Raw genomic sequence first — 17,617 nt, 5'->3', positions numbered from 1 at the left:
CCAGGTACAGACAAGACCATCCCCTTGCCGCGCGGAATACTAACCCAGATCAATGGCTTGTTCAAACGATGACGACAGGCAAGAACACGCGGATCGTCGCCTTCGCGGCGGCGGTAGCGACAGTCGCGATGGCCGGGTGCCAGCCGCAGGCATCCTCCTCCGCGCCGCAGCCGGCGGCCCGGCCGGCGCTGACGGTCAGCGCGGTGACGCCGGAACTGCTCGACTGGCCGCGGACGCTGGCGGCGGGTGGCAACGTCGCCGCCTGGCAGGAGGCGATCATCGGCCCCGAGCTGAGCAATTACCGCATCACCGAGGTGCGCGCCAACGTCGGTGACCGGGTACGCAAGGGCGCCGTCCTGGCGCGCATCGACAGCGATGCGGTCGACAGCGAACTGGCCGAGACGCGGGCGGCAGTGGCCGAGGCCGCAGCGACGCTGAGCGAGGCGCGCGCCAACCACGAGCGCGCGAAGCAGTTGCGCGACAGGGGATTCTACAGCCCACAGCAGGGGATCCAGAGCCAGACCGCCGCCGAAACGGCGCTCGCCCGGCTGCATGCGGCACAGGCCCGCCTGCGCTCGGCCGAGCTGCGGCGCGGCAAGGCAGATGTCCTGGCGCCGGACGACGGCATCATCGCCGCCCGCACGGCGACGGTCGGTTCGCTGACGCAGCCGGGGCAGGAACTCTTTCGCCTGATTCGCGGCGGCCGCCTCGAATGGCGTGCCGAGGTCACTGCCGGTGAGCTGGCGTACTTCCGGCGCGGCGTCCCGGCGCGCCTCGAGGCCCCCGGCGGCTCCCGTGTCGAGGGCAGCGTGCGCGCCGTCGCGCCGACCGTCGATCCGCAGACGCGCAACGGCCTGGTCTATGTCGATCTGCCGCCGGCTGCCGCCGATGTCCTGAGCGCCGGGATGTTCGTGCGCGGGCAGTTCGAGTTCGGGCGCCGCCCGGCACTGACGTTGCCACAGTCGGCAGTGCTCCTGCGCGACGGCTTCAGCTTCGTCTTCCGCATCGATGCGGCGGCGGCGGCAAGCGCGGAGCAGTTGGCGACCGTGCGCCAGGTGAAGGTTGGCAGCGGTCGTCGCCAGGGCGACCGGGTCGAGATCAGCAGCGGTCTGGCCGCCGGCGAGATGGTGGTCGCCAGCGGCGGCGCCTTCCTTGCCGATGGCGACACGGTTCGTCTGGTCGCTGCCGAGACGCGGCAATGAATGTCTCGGCGTGGTCGATCCGCAACCCGATCCCCTCGTTGCTGCTCTTCGCCCTGCTCACGCTGCTCGGCCTGATGGCCTTCAACGGGATGGGCATCCAGCAGTTTCCCGACGTCGACCTGCCGACCGTTGCCGTCAGTGCCAGCCTGCCCGGAGCGGCACCGGCACAGATGGAAAACGAGGTGGCGCGCCGGATCGAGAACTCGGTGGCGACGCTGCAGGGGGTCAAGCACATCTACACCAAGGTGCAGGACAGCCTGGCGACGGTCACCGTCGAGTTCCGGCTCGAGAAGCCGACGCAGGAAGCAGTCGACGACGTACGCGACGCGGTTTCCCGCATCCGCTCCGATCTGCCCGCCGACCTGAAGGATCCGGTGATCTCGCGGGTCACTCTCGCCGGTGCACCGATTCTCACCTACACCGTCGCATCGAGCCGCCTCGACGACGAAGCACTGTCCTGGTTCGTCGACAACACGGTGACGCGAACGCTTCTCAGCGTGCGCGGGGTGGGCTCGGTCACCCGCGTCGGCGGCGTCAGCCGTGAAATCCGCATCGAACTCGACCCCGCCCGCCTTTTGGCACTGCGGGCGACGGCGGCGGACATTTCGCGCCAGTTGCGCGAGGTGCAGCAGGAGGCCGCCGGTGGTCGCGCCGATGTCGGCGGGGCCGAACAGTCGGTGCGCACGCTGGCGACGGTGCAGTCCGCCGAGGAACTCGCGGCGCTGGAGATCGCCCTCGGCGATGGCCGGCGCGTGCGCCTGAGCGAGCTGGCGACGGTCAGCGATACTGTCGCCGAGCAACGCTCGGCAGCCCTGCTCGATGGTCGGCCGGTTGTCGGCTTCGAGATCGTGCGTGCCCGTGGCGCCAGCGAGGTGGCCGTCGCCCAGGGTGTGCAGGCGGCGCTGCAGGGCTTGCAGGCGGCACATCCGCACATCAGCATCAGCGAAGCGTTCAACTTCGTCGACCCGGTGGTCGACAACTTCGAGGGCTCGATGTGGCTGCTGCTCGAGGGCGCGTTCCTCGCCGTCGTCGTCGTCTGGTTCTTCCTCCGGGACTGGCGGGCGACGCTGGTGTCGGCAGTCGCCCTGCCGCTGTCGGTCATCCCGACCTTCGCCGCCATGTACCTGCTGGGCTTCACCCTGAACGTCGTCACCCTGCTCGCGCTGTCGCTGGTGGTCGGCATCCTCGTCGACGACGCGATCGTCGAGATCGAGAACATCATGCGCCACCTGCGGCTCGGCAAGACACCGTACCAGGCGGCGATGGAGGCCGCGGACGAGATCGGCATGGCAGTCATCGCGACCACCTTCACCCTGATCGCAGTGTTCCTGCCGACCGCCTTCATGAGTGGTGTCGCTGGCAAGTTCTTCGTCCATTTCGGCTGGACGGCAGCGATCGCCGTCTTCTTCTCGCTCGTCGTCGCACGCATGCTGACGCCGATGATGGCCGCCTACCTGCTGCGCCCGCCGCGCGGCAACCAGCCGGAGGCAGCCTGGCTCCGGCTCTACAGCCGTTGGGCGACCGTCTGCCTGTCGCACCGGCGGACGACGGTGGTCGCCGCGCTCGCCTTCTTCATCGGCTCCTTTGCGCTCCTGCCACTGCTGCCGAAGGGCTTCCTGCCACCCGACGACCTCTCGCAGACGCAAGTCTATCTCGCGCTGCAACCCGGCAGCAGCTTCCGCGAAAGCCTCGCCGCCGCCGAAGCGGCGCGGCGGATCGTCGAACGGAACCCGCATGTGCGAATGGTCTACACGGCCATCGGCGGCGGTGCGACCGGCAGCGATCCCTTTGCGCCGCGCGGCGCGGCCGAGGTGCGCAAGGCGACGCTGACCATCAACATGACGACGCGCGCCGAGCGCGGCGGCGTCAGAAAGCAGGACGTCGAGCAGCAGTTGCGTGCCGCCCTGAGCGCCCTGCCGGGTGTCCAGGTGAAGGTGGGTCTCGGCGGTTCGAGCGAGAAGTACATTCTTGTTCTGGCGGGTGAGGACGGCGCGCTGCTCGCCGAGCATGCGCGCGTCGTTGAACGCGAACTGCGCAGCCTGCCTGGAATCGGCGCCATCACCTCGAGTGCCGGGCTGGTGCGTCCGGAACTGGTGGTCCGGCCGGATTTCGCCGCCGCTGCCGACCTCGGTGTGACTTCGGCGGCGATCGCCGAAGCACTGCGCATCGCCACCGCCGGCGACTACGACCAGAGCCTCGCCAAGCTCAACCTGGCGCAGCGGCAGGTGCCGATCGTCGTCAAGCTGCCAGCGGCGGCGCGCCAGGATCTGGGCCTGCTCGAGCGTCTGACGGTACCGGGAACGAATGGCCCGGTGATGATCGGGCATGTCGCCAGCCTGAATCTCGCCGCCGGTCCGGCCGAGATCGACCGCTACGACCGCCTGCGCAACATCAACTTCGAGATCGAACTCAACCAGCAGCCGCTGGGTGAGGTCGAGGCGCTGGCGCTGGCGCTGCCGAGCCTGCAGAAGCTGCCACCGGGAATCCTGCAGACGACGGTCGGCGATGCCGAGGCGATGGGCGAGCTGTTCCGCGGCTTCGGGCTGGCGATGCTCACCGGCGTGCTCTGCATCTATGCCGTCCTGGTCCTCCTGCTGAAGGACTTCGTGCAGCCGGTGACGATCCTCGTCGCCCTCGTCCTGTCGGTACCCGGCGCCTTTCTCGCCCTCTTCGTCACCGGGACGGCGCTGTCGATGCCGTCAATGATCGGCCTCATCATGCTGATGGGAATCGCCACCAAGAACTCGATCCTGCTCATCGACTACATCGTCCTCGCCCGCCGGGATCTCGGTCTCGACCGCTGGCACGCCCTGCTGGACGCCTGCAGCAAGCGCGCCCGGCCGATCGTCATGACGACCGTCGCCATGGGCGCCGGCATGCTGCCGATCGCCATCGGCCTCGGTACCGACCCCAGTTTCCGCGCGCCGATGGCGATCGTCGTCATCGGCGGACTGATCACCTCGACCTTCCTCAGCCTGCTCGTCATCCCGGTCGTCTTCACCTACGTGGACGACGGTATCGCCTGGCTGCACCGGCTGCTGCCGCGGCGCCGCTCCTGACCGTCGCGTCGCCATACGAGCAGCGTTGTCGCCGCGGGGACGCTGCTGCGGCCGGCGCTGCTGAGCAACGAGACAGACGGACGGCTAGCAGCCCGCGCTCGTTGCCTTCCCTCGCCGCGCACTCGGGGCAGTGCCTTCGTGGCGTCGCCACACGCGGCGGAAGTCGCGTGCCGAATTGAAGCCGCTCAGTTCGGCGACGCGCTCGACCGACAGCCGCCGATCGCCAAGCAGTTCGCGGGCACGCGCAATCCGAAGGTGCTGCTGGTAAGCGGTGACACCGATGCCGGCGTGTTCGGCAAACAGTCGCGTCAGGTGCCGCTCGCTGACGTGCGCCCGTTGGGCCAGTTCAGCCAGCGTCCAGGCTCGCAGCGGTTCGCTCGCAATGGCGTCCTGCGCGCGATGCACGGCCGGATGCAGGTGGTTGCGATGGCTCAGCCATGGGGAAAGTTGCTCGTCATGGCCGCTGCGGCGCAGGTAGACGACCAGACGGCGCGCGACCCGCGCGGCCAGCGCGGCACCCGCATGGCGCTCGATCAGGTATAGCGCCAGGTCGATGCCGGTAGTGATGCCGGCGCTGGTCAGCACCGGTCCGTCCTCGACAAAGATCCGGTTCTCCTGCACCAGTGCAGTCGGTGCCGCCACCCGCAGATCGTCGATCAGGCTGTGGTGGGTCGTGCACTGGCGATGGTCGAGCAGGCCAGCAGCAGCCAGCAGCAATGCGCCGGAGCAGATGCTGGCGATGCAGGTGTCGGCGCGTGGCGCGCGGCGCAGCCAGTCGACGACGGCGAGCGCTTCCGGCCGCGCGTAGTCCTCCACTTCGCAGGCGTTGCCGGTGACGACGACCAAGCTGTGCGACGGCAGTTCGGGCGGCAGCGCACTCATTCCTGCGATGTCGACAGTTAGCGAGGTGGCGAGGCGCGGCGTCGGCGCGACGTGGTGGAGAAGGAAGTCGCCGCCCATCTCGGCGGCCATGCGCAGAGTCTCCGCGGGCCCGACGTAGTCGAGCAGCAGGACGTTCGGGGTGACGACGAACCACACCGACAGCGTCATGGTCGCACTCCGACCCGGACCAGCAGGCGGCGGCCGAACAGGTTGATGGCGAGGCCCAGCATCAGCAGCGCGGCACCGGCGAAGTGGACCGGTTGCAGCGTCTCGCCAAACGCCAGCCAGCCGGTCGTCAGCCCGACCAACGGCACCAGCAGGCTGAACGGCGCAACTTGGTTGACCGGGTAACGGGCGAGCAGACGCGTCCACAGACCGTACCCGAGCAGCGTCGCTGCCCATGCGAGATAGGCCACCGCGGCGAAGGAGCGGAGGCTCAAGGCGCCGATCGCCGCGTCGATCGCCGGCAGCCCCTCGAGCAGCAACGACAGCACGAGGAAGGGCAGCGGTGGCACGAGGCTGGCCCAGACGACGAAGGCGAGTTGGTTGATCGGCCCGCAGTGGCTCACGGCACGGGTGACGATGTTGCCAATCGCCCACATCGTGGCGGCGGCGAGCGTCAGGAGAAAGCCTGCCAGGGGCATCGTCAGGCCATGCGCCGAACCGATCAGCGCCAGGCCACCCGCTGCCAGCAGCAGTCCGCCGAGCTGGTGGCCCCGCCAGCGCTCGTTGAGCCAGAAGGTGGCGAAGACCATCGTCAGGAAGGCCTGTGACTGCAGGACCAGCGAAGCAAGGCCCGACGGCATGCCGAGGTGGATGGCCGAGAACAGGAAGGCGAACTGTCCGACCGAAATGGTCATGCCGTAGGCCAGATAGAGGCGCCACGGAACCTTCGGTGGGCGCAGGAAGAGCAGCGCCGGGAAGGCCGCGAGCAGGAAACGCAGCGCGCCCAGCAACAGCGGCGGCACGTCGGCAACCCCGATGCGGATGACGGAAAAGTTGAGGCCCCAGACCGTCACCACCAGCAGCGCCAGCACCAAGTCACGCGGCTGCATGGTTCCCGGGCCTGTCGCCGCTGCCGACAACCGCCGCCGGCTTGTAGACGCGCCGCGTGGACGCCGGGTGACGCGCCAGGCCGTCCGCCGGTCGCCGCGGACGACGCAGCAGTTCGCCGCGGCAGTTGGGGCAACGCCCGCCCAGTCGTGACTGGGCGCAGGCAGCGCAGAAGGTGCATTCGAACGAGCAGATCATCGCCTCGCTCGAGTCCGCCGGCAGGTCACGGTCGCAGGCCTCGCAGTTCGGGCGCAGTTCAAGCACGCGCTTCTCCCGGATCCTGCAGGCATTCGTCTACGCCCGGCACGGGCGCAAAGCGCCCGGCAAGCACCAGCTCGCTGTGATCCTTGATCTCCGCCGGCGGGACGGTGGGGCCGTTGCATGGGCGCGTCATGGCCGAGGTCAGAGTCGCGTCGATGGCGACGAGTGCGGCGCGGCGCTCGCCGGAAACCCCTGCTGCGGACATTTCTGCACCTCGATCAATGTGAACACCGCCAGCTTAACGCCAGCCAGAGAGGATGGCGATACCGTCGCCGGACGCGAAGCGGACATCATCCGCCATCCATGGCGGGGAACGGTGTGCGCCCGCGAGGGACTGGCGAATCGTCGCTCGCAGCGGCAGCGTCGCCCGGTCGCCCGGCTTGCGGCGTTTCCCGGCACTCGGCCACAGCCGGCGGCACCATCGTCATCGATCCGCAACCGCGAAGACATCGGGCTGCAACACAGGCCGTGCATTGTGCACCGGTCCCGTCACCAGGTCCTTACACATGACTGAAAAGCTCAAGATCGTCGGCGCGCTTGGAGAGGACGCGCTCCTGCTGCCGACGCTGGTCAACGATGCGCTGACCGCCAACGACCGCGCCAAGTACTACTTCTCGCTGCTGCAGGGCGCACGCTTGCGCGCCGACAACCTCGAGCGCCCCTTCTCCACACTGCGCGAGGAGCGCATCGCATCGTCCGTCGATCAGCCCGAACTCGACCAGGTGGTCGCTGCGGCGCGGCGCAGTCCAGAAGGCCCGTACCTGGTTCCGCACTCGGGGGCGATCGTGTGCCAGCTGCTGGCCGCGGTACGCGAGATGATCGCACCGCTGGCGGCAGTCGCCGACGGCGAGGTGAGCAGCAGCTACGGCGAGCGACTGGCATCGCTCGCGGTGGCGGCCACGACTGAGGACGACATGATCGAAGCCGAGTGCATCGACGCCATGACGCGTGCCGACCGCCACCATGGTGACAGCCTGCATCTGCTGGTGATGGACCTGCACAGGGAGCTCAACGTCCTGCAGGCGGCTCTGGCGACCGAATTGGTGGACGACGCGATGACCTACGGTCTGGCGGACGACGATCGCGAACTCGTCGCGGCCTTCATGCAAGGGGTCAGGCGCACGGCACCGCTGAAGTTCGATCATCCGGGACTCGGCACGACTGCCGCACGTTCGGGCGGGGTGGTGGTGATCCAGAACGACATCGGCACGACCGACGCGCATGTCCTGGTGATCCGTGTCGACGACCTGAGGGTGACGACGCTGTACTCGGATGTGCACCTGCAGCGACTGAACTTCTTCGCTTCGCTGTTCGCGTGCTGGGACGTACGCTGGGATGACATCCTGTCGCGCCACGACGGCGCCATGGACGACGGCCTCTATCACCTCGCGGTTGCGCGCCATGAGGCCGGCGACCGCGATGGGCTGCTCGACTTTCTCACCTTTCTCGGTTCCCGGCTGGTCTTCCTGATCGACTGGAACAGAGCGCGCAAACGGCTGCGCAGCCTGCTCGGCAAGGCCGACGCGGCCGAGCTGCTGAAATGGGCGGCCGACGAGGACATCGGACACATGGGCTTCCTCAAGTGCGGGGGCGAGGAACTGATCTATCGCGGGCTGGCGCTCGCGGCGAAGGGCGATTACCGACCCGGCCTCTTCCTGCACGACGTGCTGCCGCGCCATCTGGCGCGGCAGTTCATGCAGTTCGTCTTCCGCACGGCCACGCTCGGATTGCGCGAAGGCAAGCAGATCCTGCTCATCGAGGACGAGGTGGTCGTCGAACTGTCGCGCTTCTTCCGCAGCGCGGAAGAGCGGTTGCTGGACATGGCGGCCGAGCACGCGGCGCTGACCTGGGAGGTGGCTGCGGGCCTGCGCGACTGTCTGCTGCGCGCCCGCCTGGCCGACTGGCAGCGGCACTTCGGCAACAACGCCGAGCGCGCCAAGGCGTGGGAGTCGCAGGCCGACGAATTGGTCCAGTCGGCACGGCTGGCGATGCGCCGCAGCGACCCGGCGGCCTTTGTGACGCAGCTCATCGAAGCTGCCGACGAGGTCGTCGACTGCCTCGAGGATGCGGCCTTCCGCCTGACGACCCTGCCCGCGGAAAGCGGCGGCGAGCTTTGCCGCCAGCTCGAGACGCTGACGCGGCTGGTCCTGGCCGCCGCCCAGGAGTACGTCAAGGTCGTTGCCACCGCCCGCAGTGGTCGTGACGGAGCGTCACGCGAAGACATCCAGGACCTGCTCGCCGGTGTGCACCGCATCGTCGCCCTCGAGCATCAATGCGACGACGCCGAGCGCGCGGCCGAGGCCGCGCTGCTGGCCCGCGCCGGCAACTTCCGCGAGCTCCATGTCCTGGCGGAGACCGGCAAGAGCCTCGAACAGGCGGCAGACGAGCTGATGCGCGTCGCCCTGAAGTTCCGCGACCACGCACTGAGCGAAGTTGCCGCACACTAGGAGAATGACATCATGGCTGCAGCATCTGCATCACCACGCCCGGTGTTCCTGTTCGGCGGCAAGGTGGCCGCGTCGCGAACGGGCAGCGTAGACGAAATGGGCTTCAAGGCCTTCAACCTGGTGGCGATGACCGCTGCCGGGCTGCCGGTCCCGCAGGGCTTCGTCGTCTCCACCGGTCTCGCCAGGCAGGCCGTCACCGCCGCAGGCGGCGCAACGAGCGAATTGCGTGACGCACTCGCCGACGGGATCCGCCACATCGAACGGGAGAGCGGGCTCGGTTTCGGCGCGCGGCGGCGGCCGCTGCTCGTCTCGGTTCGCAGCGGCGCGCCGATATCGATGCCCGGGATGATGGAAACGCTGCTCGACGTCGGCGTCAACGATCTGACGGTCGACGCGATCATCCGCAGCACCGGCAATCCGCGCCTGGCCTGGGACTGTTACCGCCGCCTCGTGCAGGGCTTCGCCGAGGTGGTGCACGATTGCCCGGCAAGCGCCTTCGCCAGCGGTCTCGAGGAGTGCATGCGCGCCTGCGGCGCCGGCAGCCCGCGCGAGATCGATTTTCGCAGTCTCGCCGCGCTGACGCGCGACTATCTGGCGCTCTTCCAGGAACTCACCGGCGCACCGTTTCCGCAGGACCCGATGCGGCAACTCGAGCAGGCGGCAGTGGCGGTGGTTCGTTCATGGCAGGCGGAGAAGGCCGTAAGCTATCGCCGGGCGCGCAACATCGGTGACTCGCCGGGGACGGCAGTGACGGTGCAGCGCATGGTCTTCGGCAACGCCGGGGGCATGTCGGGTGCTGGTGTGGCCTTCTCGCGCGACCCGTCGACCGGAGCCAACGAGCTCGACATGGATTTCCTGTTCAATGCGCAGGGTGAGGACGTGGTCTCGGGTAGGCACGCGCTGGCGGACGAGGTGCCACTGGCGAAACTCTTACCGGACACCCGGCGCGAGATCGAGGCGATCGCCGTGAAGCTCGAGGTGGAGTTCGGCGACGCGCAGGAGTTCGAGTTCACGGTCGAGGATGGCAGGCTGTTCATGCTGCAGACGCGCGCCGCCAAGCGGACGCCACTGGCGGCCCTGCGCATCGCAGTCGAAATGGTGGCCGCCGGACTGATCGATCCCGCAGCGGCATTGGTGCAACTGCAGGGAATCGACGTGGCCGCCATCGAGGAAGTCACACTGGCACGACCGGACGAACTGCAGCTCCTGGCCAGCGCGACCCCGGCAGGAATCGGCATCGCCGTCGGTCGCCTGGTTCTCGACGTCGAAGCCGCGGAGCGGCTGGCAGCGGCCGGCGATCCCGTGCTGCTGGTGCGCCACGAAACCGCGACGGCGGACATCGCCGGGATAGCGATCAGCGCCGGTATCCTGACCGCCCTCGGTGGCCGCACCTCACATGCAGCGGTGGTGGCGAGACAGCTCGGCAAGGTCTGCCTGGTCGGCTGCCGCGAACTGGTGGTCGACCCGCAGGCGCGCCGCTGCCGGATTGGCAGCCACGACCTCGCCGAGGGCGACTGGCTGTGCCTTGACGGCAACGACGGCCGCATCCATGCGGGCAGGCCGGAAGTGGTCCGGAGGAGGCCGGACGACTTGTTGCAGCAGGTGGAGAAGTGGCGCCGTGGGCTCGCCGCCGACAGCGCGATCGATACGACTGCAGTCGCGCGCGCCGCCTGAAAAACTTCGCCGACAGCCGTACAGGCGAACGTCGGCCGTGCGTCAGCACTGGCTTGGCGGCAGCCCGGACGCGGCTTCCCGCGCGCCCCCTGCCGGCGCGGATCCCTCCCTGCGCGCACGCCGCAGCCGATCCCGTGCCGGGCATGGTCGGTGGTGCCACTCGTTGTTCAGCGACGCTGACCGCAAGCGGATCCCGCTTCGCCAGCGCTGGCGCGCGAGCCTGGGGCAGGACTGGGACCCCGGGCCGAACGGCGGGCACGGCTTGCGCGCCTCCTGGGCCTCGATCCATGATGGAAACTCACGTTGACCGGTGCCGCGGCGATCAAGGATAATTTCTCTCAGGTTCTCGAATTTCCATCCCTTTCGCCGGCATGCGCCAGTGACTTGGCCGCCATATGCCATTCCGGTAAGCGGCAACGAGCCAACCGCTTCGGGCGGTCTCCGCCGACGAGTCTGCGAAGGCGCTGCCGGTGGTGGGCAGTCGTGGCGCCAAGATTGAATCAACCTTCGACAGGATGTCTATGCTCAGGCCTCTGAAATTGGTGCTCGCACTGGCCCTCGCCGGTACCTCGTGCCTTTCTGCTGCGGCGGAACTGACTGCGACCACGACAACCTCTGTCAATGTCCGCGCGGGACCCGAAAAGAACTTCCCGACCGTCACTTGGCTCTTGAGCGGGACAAGGGTGACGGTTGTCGGCTGTGTCGCCAACTGGCGGTGGTGTGATGTCACTGCCGGTCGTGACCGCGGCTGGGTGTACTCTCGCTTCCTTTCCATCCCGTTCAATGGCAGCGCAGTCACCATTCTCAATGGCGGCCCCAACCTCGGCCTGCCGCAAACCGATTTCTCTCTCGGCGAATACTGGGACAGCCATTACCAGCGTCAGCACTGGTTCGGACGCAAGGCCTATTGGCAGAAACGCTGGGACCGCCGCCCGCCGCCGCGTGAGTGGCGCGAGCCCTCGTCGGCGGCAAGACAGTGATCGGTGATCGCGAAGCAGTGGCAGTTGCCACTGTGGAAAGGCGGTTTGGCACTGTTCGCTAGCCTGCCGACGTGATCCTGCGTCCATTCGCCGGGCCCGACCTGCCGCTGTCCAACGACGTCGCCCAACAGGCACTGCGGCGCCGGTTGGTTTGGCGCGCCATCAGCCACGGCACCGGATCTGAAGAGGGGTCCCGTGCCTTCGCTTGCCTCGTCAGCCTCACAGGGAACTGCGGTCGTCGCGGCGAAGCCGCCTGGCAGAGCCTCGGCACCGCCATCGCCGCCGCCACCGCTCGCAACGGCTTGCAGCTTCCCACGATCCCCGCCATCCCGGCAACCGTGTAGGCGAGTGAATGATCACGCGCGGAAGCCGCAGACCGACCGAATATCCGGAACGATCATGCAGCGCCAACGGGTGGTGGGATCGGCAGAGCACCATGACAGCGCGACTGTCAGGAAAGCGGGATGGATAGACTGCAACGGCTGGTGCACGCTACCGCCCTGATGCTGCTCGCAGGTTGGCTGCTGTACATCGGCAAGAACATCTTCGTTCCGGTCTTCTTCGGTCTTTTCGTAGTCTATGTGATCGTCGGCCTGGCGCAGGCCATGCACGGCGTTCCGGTACTGGGCAGCCTTCTGCCGCTGCAGGCGAGATACGCACTCTCGGTGCTCGCCATCACACTCTCATTGCTCGTCGTCGTCTATCTTTTCCTGATCAACAAGGACAGGTTCCTGGCAGTTGCCCCGCAATATCAGGAATCGCTTCTGGCCGCCATCCAGAGACTCGCGGTGTTCCTGCGCGTCGAGACTGAACCGACGTGGACGACCCTGCGTCAGGAACTTTTCGCCCAGATAAACATCCAGCGGCTGCTCGGCTCGATGCTGGCCTCGGTGTCGTCGAGCATCGTCAGCGTCATCGTGGTCTTCCTGTATGCCACCTTCCTGCTGGCCGAGCGGCGCTTTCTCCGCCAAAAGATCGAAAGCATGTCGAGCGATGCCGGTCGCGTGGCCCGGATTCGGGCGGTCACCGCTGACATCAACAAGCGAATCGGATCCTATCTGGCACTGAAGACATTCATCAACTTGTTTCTGGGAGCAACAAGCTGGGGGATCATGGCCTTCGCTGGACTTGAATTCGCAGCCTTCTGGGCCGTGCTGATCGCCCTTCTCAACTATGTTCCCTATATCGGATCATTTCTCGGGGTGCTGTTCCCAGGCATCATGGCGGTCATGCAGTTCCAGGATCCGAGCGTGATCGTCTGGGTGTTGCTGGGACTGGTACTCGCCCAGTTCCTGATCGGCAACTTTCTCGATCCTTATGTCATGGGCAGTTCGCTCAACCTGAGTCCATTCGCCATCCTGGTCAGCCTGGCGATGTGGTCCGAATTGTGGGGAATCGCCGGCGCATTTCTGGCGGTGCCGATTACCGCCGTGATGGCCATCATCTTTTCAGAGTTCTCCAGTACGCGCCCGATTGCCGTCCTTCTCTCGCGGAACGGCAGTCTGTGAGAGCAGCGAGAGGGAGTCCCGGCGACCCGGGACGTGCGTCGCGATCGTCCCTCACCGGATTGAAATGCTGGCCTTTGCGGGGCAGCACAACACTCGCGAAAAGTCTTGCTGACGGGCGGGGAATCGGACATTGAACTTCAGGGAGATCCTGGATCTCTTCAAGGCGGCTGCCGTGAACTGGGTGGATGACCACGCCCAGAGCATGGGAGCGGCCTTGGCCTTCTACACGATGTTTTCAATTGCTCCCCTGCTGTTGATCGTGATTTCAATCGCCGGGTTCTTTTTCGGCGAGCAGGCCGCTCGCGGTGAGATCTTTGCCCAACTGCAGGGATTGCTGGGGACACCAGGAGCGCTGGCCGTTCAGGGTCTGCTGGAAAGTGCGGGCAAACCAGCCGAAAGCGCGATGGCAGCAATCTTCGGACTGATCTTTCTCTTCATTGGCGCGACCTCCGTCTTCGCCGAGCTGCAGGACGCGCTTGATCGCATCTGGCGCGCGCCGCAAAAGGCGAGAACCTCCGGTATCTGGAGATTGGTACGCGGCCGCCTGTTGTCTTTCGGCATGATCCTCGGAATTGGCTTCCTGCTGACGGTTTCGCTGGCTTTCAGTGCGGGTCTGGCGGCCTTGAGCAAGTGGCTCGATCCGTATGCGACAGGTTGGGCCACGATCGAGAACACGAGCGAGGTCGCACTCGGCACCATGCTGGCGACGGCGGTTTTTGCCATGATCTACAAGACCATGCCGCGCGTCCGGATCCAATGGAGCGACGTCTGGGTCGGTGCAATCGTCACATCGCTCCTGTTCATCACCGGCAAGGCGCTGATCGGAGCCTACATCGGGAGAAGCGGCGTTTCACATCATTTCGGTGTTTCCGCCTCGCTGATCATCGTGCTGCTCTGGGTTTACTATTCCGCCCAGATCTTCCTGTTCGGTGCCGAATTCACCTGGGTTTACTCGCACAAGTTCGGTTCGCGCAAGGGGCAGGCGTGGCCAAGCCATGCCGGAACACTCCAGGGAACCGACGGCCGGCCAGGCGCCGGCCGCTGAAGGGGCCTCGCCACTTCCCTGCTGGCGCATTGCGAAGAGCTCCTGGCGATGGGCAGGCGCGCCCACGCGACCCGACCGTCTGCGCCCGGCGTGCGGAATGTCGACGGTGCGGGTTCAAGTCAGAAATCGTCGGGATCAGCCGTCACCTCACCGCCAGCCGGCCAGTAACCCAGGTCGCGACGAAGTTCGGTATGATTGCGGGCCCAGGGCCTATGCAAGCAGGCCTGCGCGGATCTTTCCGCAAGAATCCACCGTCGCCGCGTGAGGAGCAAGCATCGGGCCTGGAGATCCCGGATCGGAAGACCACGCTTGGGCGGTGAGCAGGAAACAGATATGTCGAGAAGGACAGTGGCCACCAAGGGACTGCCCGGCAGTCCTACAGGAAGGAGTCATCACTTGATCTACTTTGCCGCTCTGGTCGTACTCGCCACCCTCGTCGCCATGGCGTCGGGTCGGGTTCCTGCTGTCCTCGCACTGGCTGCAGCGATCTGCGTCGCGGGCGTCACCGGTTTGGCACCGGTGCCGACCCTCCTCGCCGGCTTGAGCAACGGCGGGATCATCACCGTGGCGGCGATGCTCGTCATCGCCAAGGGCATCGTCCATACCGGGGCGGTGTCGCGGGCGACCTGGGCGCTGCTGTCAACCGTCACCAGCGCCCAGAACGCCGTGCGTCGCCTTGCGCTGCCGATCAGTGTCGGATCCGGCCTGATGAACACCACGCCGATCGTTGCCATGCTCGTCCCGGCAGCCAAGGAGCTGGAGCAGAACCGCGGCATCAATGCCCGGGAGGTGCTGCTGCCGGTCGCACACATCACGACCCTGGCCGGCTCGGTGACCCTGATCGGCACCAGTTCGAACCTGCTCATCGCCGGCATAGCTGCGCCAGCGGGCGTCGACATGACGATGCTGTCGTTCGCCCCGGTGGCCTTGCCGGTCGCCATCGTCGGCGCAGTAATCGTCTATCTGATCGCACCGCTGATGCTGCGCGGCCAGGGGGAAACGGTCGTCGCCGCCCGCGACTGGCGAGTCGAAATCCCGGTCTCCGGAAAGGCGCTGGCGATCGGTCGCGTGGCTGCCGACTTCGGGATCGACCAGACACAGCAGTACGCCCTCGATGCGATCCGGCGGTGGGATGCTGACCTCGATCCGTCGGCGCCGATCGAGGCCGGCGACACCCTGGTCTTCTCGGCGACCGAGGGCGGCGTCACCGCCTTGTGGGGCAGCCCGCTGTTCGGCCTGGCCGAACAGCGTCTCTACCGGGTGTCGGTTGGCTCGGGCGCCAACGGAACGGTGCGCGACTTCGAGACCGACGGCGGCATCCGGGTCATCGCGGCGCGGACCAGCATCCCTTTGCGCGACACCGAGGTGCGCCCCGGCGCGACCGCGTTCGTCACCACCCCGAGCAAGTCCCTGCTGGTCGACCAGCCGGAGGTGGCGATCTTCGAGAAAGCGGCAGGCCTGAGCCCACAGCCGGCGAAGACCGCGTTCGCTCTGGCCATCCTCGTCTCGGTCATCGTTTCGGCGTCCTTCGGCCTGGTTCCGGTCGAGCTGGCTTCACTGACCGGGGCAGTCCTGATGGTGGTCACCGGCATCCTGACGCCGAAGTCCGCCGTGCGCGCCCTGGACTGGAACGTGCTGTTCATTCTCGTCGGGTCGGTGGCGCTCGGCGCCATCGTCGTCGAGAGCGGCCTCGCCACCGTCCTCGCCGACGCCATCGGGCGCCTCGCCGGAGGCAGCGTGCTGCTCGTCGTCATCGTCTTCGCGGTGACGACGGCGATCGTCACCAACCTCGTCACCAATGCAGCCGCGGCATCGATCCTGACGCCGGTGGCGATCGGCATCGCCAACGAACTCGGCATCAACCCGGTGTCACTGCTTGCGCTGATCGGGACCTGCATCTCGTTCACCTTCATCAACCCGTTCAGCCATCAATCGAACCTGATGGTGATGCAGCCCGGTGGCTACACCTCGGCCTCATTCGCCCGGTTTGGCATCCCGCTGGTCGCCGGATCACTGGTGACGGTCGTCGTAGTCACCTACCTGCTGCTGCACGTGCAAATGCGGTTCTAGCGGCAGCTCGCCGGCCGGCGGGGTCGCGCCACGCGCGGCCGCCGCGGCCAGGCCAGTCCCGTTCGCCGCGCCCGCGACGGCGAGCCGCGCTAGCCAACTCCGGCAACAAAGGCGCGCCAGCCTTCAGCGGGCAGAGTCAGGCCGACTCCGGGTAGCGGGCATCGTTCGGATACGAGGCAAAATCCTTGCCGCGTGCGCGCCAATCCGCCAGCCACTGTTCGGCAACCGTCTGCCCTTCCTCGCGAAGTTTGGCGAAATGGCCAGCGCTGCGGTCGAATTTCGACGTGTGCCGGAGACCCCAGGCGGTTTCGCGCCTCATCTTGATGGTCCGCACCTCGACGATCTTCCGGCCCTGCAGCGGCGGATGGCGATCGCCGTGTTGCGCGATCCAGCGATTGATCGTCAGGATGTGGTCGAGCTCCTGGTTGAGCGAGAGATTGCCGGCGAGGTCGTTCTCCCGATCCTTGATGTCCTCGAGGCTGACCTTCTGCGATTGCGGCGAGATCTCCTGAGGGTTGATGCGCACGACCCAGATTTCGTCAGGCTTTGCTGCCTTTGTCGCGGCGTCCAGGAGGTCGCGAACGGGAGGGTTCTGCGAATACAGGCCGTCCCAGTAGTATGCGTTTCGCGTCACGACCTTGTTCGCTTCGCAGGTGGGGAACATCGTGTTGCCGATGACTTGCGCCGGCAGGATCTCGGGCAGCGTCCCCGACGCTGCCACACCTTCGAGCGAGAAAGCCCGCCGCATGCGCCAGCGCGTGATGTCGTATTGATCGAACTTCGGTGGGTGGGCGAGCAGACCGAGTTCCTCGAGCGTCTTGTTGGAATCGAAGATCTCGAAGTTGCCGCTAAGCACCTCGATCGCGCCGACCAGGACGCGCCGCTCGGCCTTCGCCACCGCCGCCCAGTCGATCGTCGCGAAATCCGGACAGAGCGCGGCGAGCAGCTCCGGGAAACCCAGGTAGTCGCTGCGCGCACCCATCATCGCCAGCGCCGATAGACCGATATCGCCGTGCCCCGAGTAGGGATTCGATCCCGGGAACGGCATCCCCTGCGCCTTCCACTGCAGCAGCGTGCCGACCATCTGGTTGTGGGCGATTTCCGCCGGCGTCGTTGCAGCGAAGTTGTTCCAGAGGAAATTCAGCCGCTCGATCGCCTTGTCGAGCGTGCCGCAGTCGGCGTCCGAAGCGTTCGGGACCAGTCCGTACCAGGTGGCCAAGGCGCAAAGCGCTCCGGCAGAGGTGCCGCTGATCGAGATGATGTCGAACTTGCCTTCATCTCCCGCCTCGGCATCCCACGCCTTCTTGGTTTCCAGGATCTGCGTGAGAACGCCCCAGGTGAATGCTGCGTGCGTACCACCGCCTTGACAGGCGATGGCGATTTTCTTCGTGCTCATGTCAGGTCTTTCACGTTGATCAAGAAAATGGACGACGCCA

At 66.7% G+C, this 17,617-nt stretch carries 14 protein-coding genes; 9 read left to right on the top strand and 5 right to left on the bottom strand.

Annotated elements, in window-relative coordinates; all coding sequences use genetic code 11:
- Nucleotides 1-68: 68 nt before the first annotated feature.
- Nucleotides 69-1,202: an efflux RND transporter periplasmic adaptor subunit gene (locus HT579_02445; protein QKS27914.1), complete on the top strand. Its 1,134-nt coding sequence runs from the start codon at nt 69-71 to the stop codon at nt 1,200-1,202.
- On the top strand, nt 1,199-4,261 hold the full coding sequence (locus tag HT579_02440) for an efflux RND transporter permease subunit (GenBank protein QKS27913.1): 3,063 nt from the start codon (nt 1,199-1,201) through the stop codon (nt 4,259-4,261). The genes HT579_02445 and HT579_02440 overlap by 4 nt, the downstream gene beginning before the upstream one ends.
- 84 nt (nt 4,262-4,345) lie before the next feature.
- Here the strand turns inward: HT579_02440 and HT579_02435 are convergent, their stop codons facing one another.
- From HT579_02435 to HT579_02420, 4 genes are read right to left on the bottom strand one after another with little or no spacing between them, the layout of a single operon-like run.
- Entirely contained in the window at nt 4,346-5,311 is a 966-nt protein-coding gene (locus HT579_02435) for a helix-turn-helix domain-containing protein (protein QKS27912.1), read from the bottom strand.
- Entirely contained in the window at nt 5,308-6,198 is an 891-nt protein-coding gene (locus HT579_02430; protein ID QKS27911.1) for an EamA family transporter, read from the bottom strand. The genes HT579_02435 and HT579_02430 overlap by 4 nt, the downstream gene beginning before the upstream one ends.
- Nucleotides 6,185-6,460: a DUF1272 domain-containing protein gene (locus tag HT579_02425; GenBank protein QKS27910.1), complete on the bottom strand. Its 276-nt coding sequence runs from the start codon at nt 6,458-6,460 to the stop codon at nt 6,185-6,187. The genes HT579_02430 and HT579_02425 overlap by 14 nt, the downstream gene beginning before the upstream one ends.
- Nucleotides 6,453-6,662, bottom strand: coding sequence for a hypothetical protein (locus tag HT579_02420; GenBank protein ID QKS27909.1), 210 nt, complete (start codon nt 6,660-6,662; stop codon nt 6,453-6,455). The genes HT579_02425 and HT579_02420 overlap by 8 nt, the downstream gene beginning before the upstream one ends.
- 301 nt (nt 6,663-6,963) lie before the next feature.
- Here HT579_02420 and HT579_02415 point away from each other — a divergent pair, with 301 nt between their 5' ends.
- From HT579_02415 to HT579_02385, 7 genes are all read left to right on the top strand, one after another.
- Entirely contained in the window at nt 6,964-8,904 is a 1,941-nt protein-coding gene (locus tag HT579_02415; protein QKS27908.1) for a DUF47 family protein, read from the top strand.
- 12 nt (nt 8,905-8,916) lie between these two features.
- Entirely contained in the window at nt 8,917-10,578 is a 1,662-nt protein-coding gene (locus HT579_02410) for a pyruvate, phosphate dikinase (protein QKS27907.1), read from the top strand.
- Between the two features lie 470 nt (nt 10,579-11,048).
- The gene (locus HT579_02405; GenBank protein QKS27906.1) at nt 11,049-11,558 is read left to right on the top strand and encodes an SH3 domain-containing protein; all 510 of its coding nucleotides are present in this window, start codon (nt 11,049-11,051) and stop codon (nt 11,556-11,558) included.
- Nucleotides 11,559-11,629: 71 nt separating this feature from the next.
- A complete protein-coding gene (locus HT579_02400) occupies nt 11,630-11,902 on the top strand; it encodes a hypothetical protein (protein ID QKS27905.1) in 273 nt (90 codons plus the stop codon).
- Nucleotides 11,903-12,022: 120 nt separating this feature from the next.
- Entirely contained in the window at nt 12,023-13,066 is a 1,044-nt protein-coding gene (locus HT579_02395; GenBank protein ID QKS27904.1) for an AI-2E family transporter, read from the top strand.
- A 130-nt stretch (nt 13,067-13,196) separates the two neighbouring features.
- Complete coding sequence (locus tag HT579_02390; GenBank protein ID QKS27903.1) at nt 13,197-14,111, top strand: YihY/virulence factor BrkB family protein; 915 nt, start codon at nt 13,197-13,199, stop codon at nt 14,109-14,111.
- Between the two features lie 396 nt (nt 14,112-14,507).
- Nucleotides 14,508-16,181 carry an anion permease gene (locus tag HT579_02385; protein QKS27902.1) on the top strand — a complete coding sequence of 558 codons (1,674 nt, stop codon included), beginning with the start codon at nt 14,508-14,510 and terminating at the stop codon, nt 16,179-16,181.
- A gap of 136 nt (nt 16,182-16,317) precedes the next feature.
- Here HT579_02385 and HT579_02380 read toward each other — a convergent pair whose 3' ends face one another.
- On the bottom strand, nt 16,318-17,577 hold the full coding sequence (locus HT579_02380; protein QKS27901.1) for a patatin-like phospholipase family protein: 1,260 nt from the start codon (nt 17,575-17,577) through the stop codon (nt 16,318-16,320).
- Nucleotides 17,578-17,617: the final 40 nt, after the last annotated feature.

This window comes from Candidatus Accumulibacter similis (assembly GCA_013347225.1).
Taxonomy (GTDB): Bacteria; Pseudomonadota; Gammaproteobacteria; order Burkholderiales; family Rhodocyclaceae; genus Accumulibacter; species Accumulibacter similis.
The sequence above is the reverse complement of the archived record's forward strand: the minus strand, read 5'-3'. Positions and strand labels throughout refer to the sequence as shown.